General features: G+C 61.6%; 10 protein-coding genes and 1 tRNA gene. All 11 read left to right on the top strand.

The genetic code is table 11. The annotated features are described in order from the left end of the window. The first annotated feature begins 229 nt into the window (after positions 1-229). The 11 genes from LPW39_RS16650 (at position 230) to LPW39_RS23620 (ending at position 11370) form a co-directional block, all read left to right on the top strand. Positions 230-508: a hypothetical protein gene (locus tag LPW39_RS16650; protein WP_230777777.1), complete on the top strand. Its 279-nt coding sequence runs from the start codon at positions 230-232 to the stop codon at positions 506-508. Between the two features lie 87 nt (positions 509-595). Further along, complete coding sequence (locus LPW39_RS16645) at positions 596-1267, top strand: NUDIX hydrolase (RefSeq protein ID WP_230777776.1); 672 nt, start codon at positions 596-598, stop codon at positions 1265-1267. A gap of 147 nt (positions 1268-1414) precedes the next feature. After that, positions 1415-2519 (top strand): peptide chain release factor 2 gene (gene prfB / locus LPW39_RS16640; protein WP_230777775.1). Its coding sequence is split into 2 segments (ribosomal slippage): positions 1415-1495 and positions 1497-2519, totalling 1104 coding nucleotides; the frame shifts between segments, so codons are not numbered across the junction. A 114-nt stretch (positions 2520-2633) separates the two neighbouring features. After that, the gene (locus tag LPW39_RS16635; protein ID WP_230777774.1) at positions 2634-3305 is read left to right on the top strand and encodes an HAD family hydrolase; all 672 of its coding nucleotides are present in this window, start codon (positions 2634-2636) and stop codon (positions 3303-3305) included. Next, positions 3295-6033: an aminopeptidase N gene (pepN, locus tag LPW39_RS16630; RefSeq protein ID WP_230777771.1), complete on the top strand. Its 2739-nt coding sequence runs from the start codon at positions 3295-3297 to the stop codon at positions 6031-6033. The genes LPW39_RS16635 and pepN overlap by 11 nt, the downstream gene beginning before the upstream one ends. Next, entirely contained in the window at positions 6033-7133 is a 1101-nt protein-coding gene (locus tag LPW39_RS16625) for a tetratricopeptide repeat protein (RefSeq protein WP_230777768.1), read from the top strand. Before pepN ends, LPW39_RS16625 begins: the two co-directional genes overlap by 1 nt. 38 nt (positions 7134-7171) lie before the next feature. Continuing rightward, entirely contained in the window at positions 7172-8179 is a 1008-nt protein-coding gene (locus LPW39_RS16620) for a class 1 fructose-bisphosphatase (protein WP_021026772.1), read from the top strand. Between the two features lie 53 nt (positions 8180-8232). After that, a tRNA-Thr gene (locus tag LPW39_RS16615) sits at positions 8233-8308 on the top strand. A 261-nt stretch (positions 8309-8569) separates the two neighbouring features. Continuing rightward, positions 8570-10108 carry a DNA cytosine methyltransferase gene (locus LPW39_RS16610; RefSeq protein WP_230777766.1) on the top strand — a complete coding sequence of 513 codons (1539 nt, stop codon included), beginning with the start codon at positions 8570-8572 and terminating at the stop codon, positions 10106-10108. Next, complete coding sequence (locus LPW39_RS16605) at positions 10068-11174, top strand: protein NO VEIN domain-containing protein (protein WP_230777763.1); 1107 nt, start codon at positions 10068-10070, stop codon at positions 11172-11174. Before LPW39_RS16610 ends, LPW39_RS16605 begins: the two co-directional genes overlap by 41 nt. Next, positions 11131-11370: a PDDEXK family nuclease gene (locus tag LPW39_RS23620; RefSeq protein WP_407928864.1), complete on the top strand. Its 240-nt coding sequence runs from the start codon at positions 11131-11133 to the stop codon at positions 11368-11370. The genes LPW39_RS16605 and LPW39_RS23620 overlap by 44 nt, the downstream gene beginning before the upstream one ends. Positions 11371-11498 lie beyond the last annotated feature (128 nt).

Here is an 11498-nt window from a genome sequence, read left to right as displayed (position 1 = left end):
CCAGCCGCCCAACCACCATAGCCACCCTCCGCCACTCCCCCGCCCGGACAAGCCCCGCGAGCCACGGCTGAGAATCGGCAAGAGCCTGCCCACCCCGTGCACTGACATCCACTGCCAGCAGTGCGTTGAACACGGCAGGCAAGCACGGGCCTCCAGCGGCATGGCGCCTGGGCATCCCGGCAAAGTTCCATTCGCTGCGCAACCATCCCTCCAGGGCATCGTCCATTGCATGCTTTGCGATACCAGCGGACACGGCCATGGCACCGTTCGGCTGATCTTTGAACCGCAAAGCCCCCTCCACTTCCGCCCAGGCCAGACCCTGCGCGTGCTGCTGCCAGGGGGATGTGGCCCCGAGATACTGATTACGTCCCTCCCCGGCAGTGCCAGCGTGATGCACGGCAAGCTGCTGCTGGCACAGGGCGAATCACTGCCCGCACAGTTTGGCCCTGATGCAGCTTTTGGCTGGATGTTCCAGGTCTGCCTGCGCCACAAGATCCACCCCAATTGATGCGGCCCCATCAGCCGCCACGGCAACGGCCACTGTCTCGCCGGCGCCCCCAGGCTCGCCGGGCCGCTTCTACAATGCAGCAGCCCTATGACCAACGCCCTAGCCTTGAGCGACGCCCTGCGATCGCGCATCCACCACAGCCTGCAGCATTTTGAGGTGCAGCGCATGGGCGGTAGCGACCAGGCGCAGGCAGCGGTCGCGCTGGTGCTGCTGGACGAAGGCCCAGGCGCCGGGCTCGAAGGCATGCAGCGGCCCGCCCAGTGGAGCAATGAGGCTGCGCTGCTGCTGACCCGCCGCGCCTTGCACTTGCGCAACCACCCAGGCCAATGGGCGCTGCCCGGTGGCCGCATCGAGGCCGGCGAGACGGCCGCGCAAGCCGCGTTGCGCGAGTTGCATGAAGAAGCAGGCCTGCTGCTGCCGCCTAGCCAGGTGCTCGGGTGCCTCGATGATTACGCAACGCGTTCGGGCTTTGTCATTACCCCGGTGGTGGTGTGGGCCTGCGCCACGGCCCAGCTGCAGCCCAACCCTGACGAAGTGGCCAGCGTGCACCGCATCCCGCTGGCCGAGCTGCTGCGCAGCGATTCTCCGATGCTGGAGCAGACCGATGCCTCACCCCATCCGGTATTGCGCATGCCCATGGGCAAGAGCTGGGTGGCCGCGCCCACGGCCGCATTTCTGTACCAGTTCCGCGAGGTGTGCCTGCGCGGCCAGCCCACCCGGGTGGCGCATTTTGACCAGCCCCGCTTTGCCTGGAAGTGAGCCCCGCCCCGACCGCCGCCGCAAACGCCGCGCAGCGGCAGCAAAAACATTATTTATCAAGCATATGCCCTAAAGCACCACTGGCCGGCCAAGCCCTGCCAGCATGCGACAATAGCAGGCTAGACCGCAATAATAGGACACAGTGACATGGAAGCAGAACGCATCAACCAAATCGGCAACACCCTCGAAGACCTGTCCAGCCGGACAGAAGAGCTTCGGAGGTATCTTTGACTACGATGCAAAGTACGAACGACTGCGCACGGTAAACGCCTCGCTGGAAGACCCCAGCGTCTGGAACGATCCCAAGAAGGCCCAAGAACTGGGCAAGGAAAAGAAGGCACTCGACTCCGTCGTGCTGACCTTGCAGAAGCTGACCAGCGAGCTGGCGGACAACACCGAGCTCTTCGAGATGAGCAAGGAAGAAGGCGATGACGCCGGGCTCGAAACCATCGAAGCCGAGGCTGCCAAGCTGCGCCCGCTGATCGAGGAGCTCGAGTTCCGCCGCATGTTCCGCAACGAGGCCGACCCGCTCAACTGCTTTATCGACATCCAGGCCGGCGCCGGTGGCACCGAGGCTTGCGACTGGGCCAGCATGCTGCTGCGCCAGTACCTCAAGTACGCCGAGCGCAAGGGCTTCAAGGCCATCGTCGAAGAAGAAACCCCGGGCGACGTCGCCGGCATCAAGAGCGCCACGATCAAGGTCGAGGGCGAGTACGCCTTTGGCCTGCTGCGCACCGAAACCGGTGTGCACCGCCTCGTGCGCAAGAGCCCGTTTGACTCGTCGGGCGGCCGCCACACCAGCTTCTCGTCACTGTTTGTCTACCCCGAGATTGATGACTCCATCGAGATCAACATCAACCCCTCGGATGTGCGTACCGACACCTACCGTGCCTCCGGCGCGGGTGGCCAGCACATCAACAAGACGGACTCGGCAGTGCGTCTGACCCACATCCCGACCGGCATCGTCGTGCAGTGCCAGGATGGCCGTAGCCAGCACAGCAACCGCGATGTGGCCTGGCAGCGCCTGCGCTCCAAGCTCTATGACTTTGAAATGCGCAAGCGCATGGAAGAGCAGCAAAAGCTGGAAGACACCAAGACCGATGTGGGCTGGGGCCACCAGATCCGCAGCTACGTGCTGGACAACAGCCGTATCAAGGACCTGCGCACCAACGTCGAAGTCTCCGCCACCCAAAAGGTGCTGGACGGCGACCTGGACGTGTTCATCGAAGCCTCGCTCAAGCAAGGCGTTTAAAAACCTGTGGCCCACCTTATGCAGCGCGCCCTCCCCGCCGCGCATGCGGTGTGCCACAGCCCCTCTATCGATTGGCTGGGCCTCCCAGCCGATACGGACCTGAAGACAAGCCCAATGCCCGCGATCGAAGCCCTGATTTTTGACATGGACGGCACCATGGTTCACTCGATGCCCTGGCACACCCAGGCCTGGGTGGAATACGCACGCCGCCACGCCATGGATCTGGATGTGCCCGCCTTCATGGCGCAGACCACTGGTAAGAACGCCTTTGAATGCGCCTGCGCGCTGATGGGCCGCACGGTGAGCGCCGAAGAGAGCGAGCGCATCACCGCCGAGAAGGAAGGCATTTACCGCGAGCTGTTTGCCGCCAACTTCTGCGCGGTGGATGGCTTTGCGCGCTTTCATGCCCAGGCGCGAGACATGGGCCTCAAAGTGGCCATTAGCACCGCAGGCGACCAGGACAATGTACGCTTTGTGCTGGACAACCTGCAGATGCAGCCCCCGGCCCAGGCGATTGCGCGTGGCGACGAGGGCCTGCCTGGCAAGCCCCACCCCGATATTTTTCTGAAGGCGGCCGAGCGCCTGGCGATAGACCCGGCCGCCTGCATCGTGTTTGAAGATGCGCCGCACGGCATTGAAGCGGCGCGGCGCGCCGGCATGCGTGCGGTGGGCATTGGCACCACGCACGATGCACAGCAACTCAGCGGCCCCCATGTAGTGGCATGGGCGCCCGATTTCTCGACCCTGCTCAACAACCAATTTTTGGAGAAGCTCCATGATGCGTGAAGGACAAGCACACACCGTGTACCGCGCCGACTACCAGGCCCCGGCATGGTGGATTGATACGGTCGACCTGACTTTTGACCTCGACCCGGCCAAGACGCGCGTGCTCAACAAGATGCGCATTCGCCGCAACCCCGATGTGCCAGCGCAGCCGTTGCACCTCAATGGCGACGAGCTGAACCTGGCCCGCGTGATGGTCAATGGCGCCGCCTCCTCGTTCAAGATGGACGGCTCGGACCTGGTGCTGGAGAACCTGCCCGAGGGCAGCGACCCGGTGGATCTGGAGATCTTCACCACCTGCATGCCCGAGAAGAACACCAAGCTGATGGGCTTGTACACCAGCAATGGCTCGTTCTTCACGCAGTGCGAGGCCGAAGGCTTTCGCCGCATCACCTATTTCCTGGACCGTCCCGATGTGATGGCCATGTACACCGTGACCTTGCGCGCCAACAAGGCCCAGTTCCCGGTGCTGCTGTCCAACGGCAACCTGGTCGAGCAAGGCGACTTGCAAGGGCCTGGCAACGAAGGCCGCCACTTTGCCAAGTGGGTCGATCCGCACAAAAAGCCCTGCTACCTGTTTGCGCTGGTGGCTGGCAACCTCGTCGCCCGCGAGCAAAAGATCAAGAGCCGCGCCGGCAACGAACACCTGCTGCAGGTCTTTGTGCGCCCTGGCGATCTGGAAAAGACCGAGCATGCGATGAACTCGCTGATGGCCTCGATCGCCTGGGACGAAGCCCGCTTTGGCCTGAGCCTGGACCTGGACCGCTTCATGATCGTCGCCACCAGCGACTTCAACATGGGCGCGATGGAGAACAAGGGCCTGAACATCTTCAACACCAAGTACGTGCTGGCCAGCCAGGCCACCGCGACCGATGCCGACTACGCCAATATCGAGTCGGTGGTGGGCCACGAGTACTTCCACAACTGGACGGGTGACCGCGTCACCTGCCGCGACTGGTTCCAGCTCTCGCTCAAGGAAGGCCTCACCGTCTTCCGCGACCAGGAGTTCAGCATGGACATGGCTGGCAGCGCCTCGGCCCGCGCCGTCAAGCGCATTGACGATGTGCGCGTGCTGCGCACCGTGCAGTTCCCTGAGGACGCGGGCCCCATGGCCCACCCCGTGCGCCCGGACAGCTACCTCGAAATCAACAACTTCTACACCGTCACCATTTACGAGAAGGGCTCGGAAGTGGTGCGCATGCAGTCCACCCTGGTAGGCCGCGAAGGCTTTGCCAAGGGCATGAAGCTCTACTTTGAGCGCCATGACGGCCAGGCCGTGACCTGCGACGACTTCGCCCAGGCCATTGCCGATGCCAACCCCGGCTCGCCACTGGCCCAGCACCTGCCGCAGTTCAAGCGCTGGTACAGCCAATCGGGCACGCCTCGCGTGGCCGCGCAAGGTGTGTACGACGCAGAAGCGCAGACCTACACCCTGACCCTGACCCAGTCCTGCCCGCCCACCCCGGGCCAGCCAGGCAAAGAGCCCTTTGTGATCCCCGTCACGCTGGGCCTGCTGGCAGCCGATGGCCGCAGCCTGCCGCTGAACATCCGCCCCAGCCAGGCGCTCAGCAGCATCGCCCACAGCGCCACCAACCACACCGTGGTGCTGACCGAGGAATCGCACACCATCGTCTTTGACGGTGTCGAGCAGGCCCCTGCCCCATCGCTGCTGCGCAACTTCAGCGCCCCGGTGGTGCTGCAGATCGAAGAGAGCGACGACGCGCTCCTGCACCTGCTGGCCCACGACGAAGACGCCTTCAACCGCTGGGAAGCCGGCCAACGCCTGGGCCTGCGCTTTGCGCTGCAAGCCATTGCCGCACGCAGCGCCGCTGGTGCCGATGCTGCTGCGCCGCAAGCCAATCTGCTGCCCGCATCGTTTGTGCAAGCCATGCGCGACGTGCTGCGCGATCCGCAGCTCGACGCCGCCTTCAAGGACCTGGCGCTGACCCTGCCATCCGAAGGCTATATCACCGAACAGCTCGACCAGGTCGACCCGCAGACCGTGCACGCGGTGCGCGAAGCTATGCGCCAGCAACTGGCCACCGAGCTGGCCGCCGACTGGGCCTGGGCCTACGACGAATGCAGCCACACCGGCGCCTATGTGCCCGACGCGGTGAGCGCCGGCAAGCGCGCACTGGCCGGCCACGCGCTGCTGATGCTCTGCGTGGCTGCGCGTGAATCGGGCGACAAGGTCTGGCCTGGCAAGACCCTGCAGCGCTACAAGGACGCGGGCAACATGACCGACCGCTACAACGCCTTGAGCGCACTGGTGGTGAGCGGCAGCCCGCTGGCCGAATCGGCGATCCAGAGCTTCCACCAGATGTTCAAGAACGACGAGCTGGTGCTGGACAAGTGGTTTGCGCTGCAAGCCAGCGCACCGGACCTGAACGGCAGCGCCCTGCCCGCCGTGCGCGCGCTGATGAAGCAGCCCGACTTCAACATCAAGAACCCCAACCGCGCCCGCAGCGTGATCTTCAGCTACTGCAACGGCAACCCCGGTGGCTTCCACCGCGCCGATGGTGCGGGCTACGCCTTCTGGGCCGAGCAGGTGGTGGCGCTGGACGCCTTCAACCCGCAAGTCGCTGCCCGCCTGGCCCGCGCGCTGGACCGCTGGAAGAAGCTGCCCGAGCCCTACCGCAGCGCAGCAGGCGACGCGATTGCCAAGGTCGCCGCCAAGCCCAAGCTCAGCAACGATGTGCGCGAAGTGATCACGCGCGCGATGGCGGACTGATGCGCCAAGGCATGCGCCAACAGCTGCTGGCCCAGGGCATCGCTGCCCTGGCCAGCCTGGCTGCAGCCATGCCCTTGCTGGCCACCGCACAAACCGGCGGCAACGCCAATGCGGTAGCCACATCCCCGGCCGAAGCTGCGCTGCCCACCACGGGCAACAACAATTTTGAAAAGCGCTTTGCACCGCTCTACGCAGCGGTGTTTACCGAAGGCGGGCGCTTCAGCGGCAGTGCGATGAGCGCTGACCTGCAGGCGCTCGAACCCATACTCAAGCGCACCAAGGCGCCGGCGCTGGATTTTTTCCGGCTGTACTACACCCAGGCCACCCTCTTCAACCGCCGTGGCATGCCGTCTGAGGCGGGCCTGGCAGCGCAGAAGGCCATCACGGCCATGCCCAAGCCCAGCGATCCGCAATGGGCCTACCCGCATCTGGAGCTGAGCATTGCCAGCGTCCGCTGGTTGGCAGAAGGCGGGCGCTATGAGGCGGCGCTGAAACAGGTGCAGACCCTGGCCGTGCGCTACCCGCTGCAACAGGTGGCCAAGCTGCCCACGCAGATGCGCTGGGACAACAGCACACCCATCCCGCAGGCTGCCGACTTCCCCACGCAGCTGCAGGTGCTGGGCATCTACGAAGACCTGGGCTATGTGCTGCATGAGCAAGGCCAGTACCGCCAGGCGCTGCAAGCCAACCAGCGGCTGCTGCCCGTGGCGCGCGAGCGCCTGCAAGTGATGGGCGAGACCCCGCGCCTGCGCGGCCTGCTGGCCAACCTGGCGCAGAACAGCTACATGCTCGGCCAGGTGGATGCCGCCCGCAACTACCTGCAAGAGCGCCTGCAGATCGCCCTTGGCGCGGGCGACCACGCCACCGTGTACGACAGCTACTTTCAGCTGATGGTGCTGGCCCATGAACAAAATGACCCGCAGCAAGCGCGGCAGTGGCTCAGCACCTATGAGCAATACGCCCGCGCCCAGGGCCACAGCGACCAACTGGCCCGCGCCCAACAACTGCGCAACGAGCTGAATGGCCGCGAAGCAGTGCCCCCGCCGCAACAGCCGGCCCAACCGTCAGCCCCACAGCCAGCGCGCCAGCCCAAGCGCTGAGCCCACCCAGATTGACCAAGTTTGAAGGAGTTCCACCCATGAAGAAAAACATCACCCTCAGCCGCTACCTTGTCGAGCAGCAACGCGTAGACGGCCTCATCCCCGCCCAGCTGCGCCTGCTGATCGAAGTGGTGGCCCGCGCCTGCAAGCGCATCAGCCACAGCGTCAACAAAGGCGCGCTCGGCGATGTGCTGGGCACCGCCGGCAGCGAGAACGTGCAAGGCGAAGTGCAGAAGAAGCTGGACATCATCGCCAACGAAGTGCTGATCGAAGCCAATGAATGGGGTGGCCACCTGGCCGCCATGGCCTCCGAAGAGATGGACAGCATCTACCTGGTGCCCAACCGCTACCCGCAAGGCGAATACCTGCTGATGTTCGACCCGCTCGACGGCTCGTCCAACATCGATGTGAACGTGTCCATCGGCACCATCTTCAGCGTGCTCAAAAAGCCCGAAGGCCACCCTGGCGTGACCGAAGACGACTTCCTGCAGGCCGGCGCCCAGCAAGTGGCTGCCGGCTACTGCGTCTACGGACCACAAACCACGCTGGTGCTGACCTTTGGCGACGGCGTCGCCATGTTCACGCTGGACCGCGAGCAAGGCAGCTTTGTGCTGACCCAGGAGAATGTGCGCATCCCCGAAGACACCAAGGAATTCGCCATCAACATGAGCAACATGCGCCACTGGGATGCCCCCGTCAAGCGCTATGTGGACGAATGCCTGGCCGGTGTGGAAGGCCCCCGCAACAAGGACTTCAACATGCGCTGGATCGCCTCGATGGTCGCCGACGTGCACCGCATCCTCACCCGTGGCGGCGTCTTCATGTACCCCTGGGACAAGCGCGAACCCAACAAGCCCGGCAAGCTGCGCCTGATGTACGAAGCCAACCCCATGAGCTGGCTGGTAGAACAAGCCGGCGGCGCCGCCACCAACGGCCGCGAACGCATCCTCGACATCAAGCCGACCAAGCTGCACGAGCGCGTCAGCGTGGTCCTGGGCTCGAAGAACGAGGTCGAGCGCATCACCCGCTACCACACGGAAGCATAAATTCCGCAATTTGGTCTGAGAGCCAAAATTTCACGCTATAATTTCTCTCTAACGCCGGTGTAGCTCAGTCGGTAGAGCAGCTCATTCGTAATGAGAAGGTCGGGTGTTCGATTCATCTCTCCGGCACCAAGATAAGGGGGCTCCCCCCTATGAAAACCGCCCCTAGTGGCGGTTTTTTTTTGCCTGGATATTTCCCAAATTTTCCCTGCTTGCCTGTGCCAAATTTGTGCCGGACATACGGCCCTGGAGGGAACATCAAGAAATGAGCGTGCGATCACAATAGCAAATGCAGCACCTAAAAATTACTGGCTATATTCACAGGTCAACAATACAATTCAACGGTCGCGCGCGAAGGAATTCCTTGCCGGACTTTGATCAACGGACGAGCATATGACAGATCGCAACTTCACCCCCTTGCCGCCCGCGCTGGTTAAACAAAAGCATGCCCGAATGCTAGCGGGCAATGCCCCCCGAACCCTTGATCTTTTCGCCGGTTGCGGCGGCTTGTCGCTCGGCTTTGATGCCGCTGGCTTTAAGAGCATTGGTGCAGTTGAATTTGATCCTGATGCCGCCCGATCCCACGCGCTGAATTTCATGTCGGATCAACCGCATGATCGATATGCGATGCATGCAACTGCAAAGGACATCACCAAGATCGAGCCTCTCGATCTGATGAAGGCCTTCGGCCTCGCCGGCAAGGTTGACCAGCATGTGGATGTCGTCGTCGGCGGCCCGCCCTGCCAAGCTTTTGCTCGAGTCGGCCGGGCGAAACTGCGTGAAGTAGCAGACCACCCCGAAGCATTCCTGCAAGATCCACGCGGCAATCTTTACCTGCGCTATCTGCACTATGTCAACGAGTTGAAGCCTATCGCGATCCTGATGGAGAACGTGCCGGACGTTTTGAATTACGGTGGGCATAACGTCGCTGAGGAAACTTGCGAGATCCTCACCGAGATGGGCTACAAATGCCAGTACACACTGCTGAATTCTGTGTATTTCGGCGTACCGCAAATGCGCGAACGCATGTTCCTGATCGCCATTGCGGCGGAGATTGCGGATGAAATCACCTTCCCGCAACCGACGCATTGGATCGACATGCCCAAGGGCTACGAGGGTACCCGTCAAGTCGCGCTCCAGACAGTCCACCGTGATCTGATTGACGGAGACACCTCGTTCTTCGTTTCGCCGCCAGTCGCTAATCCTGACACCTGCCTGCCGGCGGTAACCGCTCAGGATGCTCTTGGGGATCTTCCATCCATCACAGGTCATCTGGAGGGCAAGATGAAGAAGGGGGCGCGACGCCTTGATGAGTTGACACCCTACTCGCGCCTCGCCTCTGAACTCAATCCCTACGCCAAGCTCATGCGCTCATGGCCTGGGTTCGAAAATGACGTGGGCGTCAAAGACCATGTCATCCGTTACTTGCCGCGGGACTACGCGATTTTTCGCCGCATGAATCCAGGCGACCAGTACCCTGAAGCGCATCAGCACGCCGTTGAGTTATTCGAGGAGCGAATCTCGGTGCTGCGCAAGCAGACCGGCAGACCGTTGGGGCCGACATCCAAGGACTATCAAGATCTCTGGACCGCTACCGTGCCACCCTACGACGCATCTAAGTTCCCTAACAAGTGGAGAAAGATGGAAGCCATCGCTCCAGCTCGCACTTTGATGGCGCACTTGGGCAAAGATGGCTATTCGCATATTCACTATGACAGCGAACAGGCCCGGACAATTTCGGTGAGAGAGGCTGCCCGGCTGCAGTCGTTTCCGGACGGCTTTATATTGACAGGCTCAATGAACCCCGCATTCAAGCAAATCGGTAACGCTGTGCCTGCCTTGTTGGCCAAGGCGTTGGCGGATCACATTTACGAACAACTCACAAGCAAGCATGTCGAAAAAACTAGCCCTCAAGAAGCTCACAGCGTCTGATCTGTCCTTTTTTCACACTTATTACACGAAGCATCCGAAGGTCGCGCAAAAGGGCTTCAACCTCGACAAGAAAGTCATTGAGACTGCTTTTTTCCCCTCGTTGACCGCAGTGATCGACTCACTACCAGACCAACGCTCACCAGTCGCATTGACGGTGATTGGCCCGGGTGGGGCCGCACCAGATCTGCTGATGCGAAAAATCCTCAAGCAGGAGAAGAACTGGCGCCTAAACGGCGAGGTCATCTATAACCCTGATCACCAGCCTACTCGATACGACGCCCTCTTGCCTGATGATTTTGCACTGCTTGAGTTTTCTGGAGCAGGCTCGCCAAATGCCGTCAAGATGGTTCTTCTTGCCGCAGCAGATGCTGGAGATTTAAGCACCCACGCAGCCTTTGCAGCGGCGTTCCCTGGAGGGGCGATGACGATTCTTTCGGAGGATCAAATCGAGCAAGCTATTCGAGCAGGCAACCCGCCGGTGGACCATCCTATTCGCGATTGGTTGGACAAAGATCTGCTGGAAGATGTCGGCCGCGGTGGGGGCGAAGCTACCGAAAAGCTGATCATTAAGCGCGGTGCCCGCGGTATCAGCGCTTCCGAATTGGCGAAAGCCAAAGCCAATGCAGAAGCCGTAGGACACCTCGGTGAAAAATTGCTCAACCAGCACTTCACCCTGTCAAAGCCAATCAACGTAGCCTCTCATGAATGGACATCGCAAATCAATGCGATCTCGCCCTTCGACTTCAAGATCATGCGCACAGATGGGGAGATCCGCCATATTGATGCCAAGAGCACTGCGGGGCCGTATTCGAATCCAATTCACCTGTCGTTAAGCGAAATCCATCATGCGCTGAGCAGCGGGGTCCCATACAGTCTATGCCGTCTGTACAACGTCAGCGAATCAGGTTGCGCCTTCCGTATCGCCAAGAACATTGCGCCACTACTCAAGCCAATCGTGGACACTATTAAGGCCATGCCCACTGGTGTCAAGGTAGATTCATTGTCATTCGATCCCGACTACTTTGGATTCGCACCGCAAGAAGCTCACATCGCCGGCGACGACTGACGAGAGCAGTTGCGTTGCTGTAAATGCGCCCTCCGATGTATTGACGCCGGAGAAGCGCAGTCTCTGCATGTCCAGCATCTGCGGACGTGATACCAAGCCTGAGATCCTGCTGCGTAAGGCCTGCTGGCGACTGGGCATGCGGTATTTGCTTCACACCAAATTGCCAGGAAGACCTGACTTCGTGTTTCCACGCTAGAAGGTCGCCGTCTTCGTAGATGGCTGCTTCTGGCACGGCTGTCATTTGCACTACCAAGCTCCTGCCACACGGGTAGATTTCTGGCGGGCGAAACTCGACGAAACCAGAGCGCGAGATGAACGAGTGAT

The sequence above is a fragment of the Comamonas koreensis genome (genome assembly GCF_021026195.1).
Classification (GTDB): domain Bacteria; phylum Pseudomonadota; class Gammaproteobacteria; order Burkholderiales; family Burkholderiaceae_C; genus Comamonas; species Comamonas koreensis.
The sequence above is the reverse complement of the archived record's forward strand: the minus strand, read 5'-3'. Positions and strand labels throughout refer to the sequence as shown.

What these genes read in the sequence shown, in the direction of transcription:
- LPW39_RS16650 (WP_230777777.1), top strand. Translation starts at nt 230, where the DNA reads ATGCTTTGCGATACCAGCGGACACGGCCATGGCACCGTTCGGCTGATC.
- LPW39_RS16645 (WP_230777776.1), top strand. Translation starts at nt 596, where the DNA reads ATGACCAACGCCCTAGCCTTGAGCGACGCCCTGCGATCGCGCATCCAC.
- LPW39_RS16635 (WP_230777774.1), top strand. Translation starts at nt 2,634, where the DNA reads ATGCCCGCGATCGAAGCCCTGATTTTTGACATGGACGGCACCATGGTT.
- pepN (WP_230777771.1), top strand. Translation starts at nt 3,295, where the DNA reads ATGATGCGTGAAGGACAAGCACACACCGTGTACCGCGCCGACTACCAG.
- LPW39_RS16625 (WP_230777768.1), top strand. Translation starts at nt 6,033, where the DNA reads ATGCGCCAAGGCATGCGCCAACAGCTGCTGGCCCAGGGCATCGCTGCC.
- LPW39_RS16620 (WP_021026772.1), top strand. Translation starts at nt 7,172, where the DNA reads ATGAAGAAAAACATCACCCTCAGCCGCTACCTTGTCGAGCAGCAACGC.
- LPW39_RS16610 (WP_230777766.1), top strand. Translation starts at nt 8,570, where the DNA reads ATGACAGATCGCAACTTCACCCCCTTGCCGCCCGCGCTGGTTAAACAA.
- LPW39_RS16605 (WP_230777763.1), top strand. Translation starts at nt 10,068, where the DNA reads ATGTCGAAAAAACTAGCCCTCAAGAAGCTCACAGCGTCTGATCTGTCC.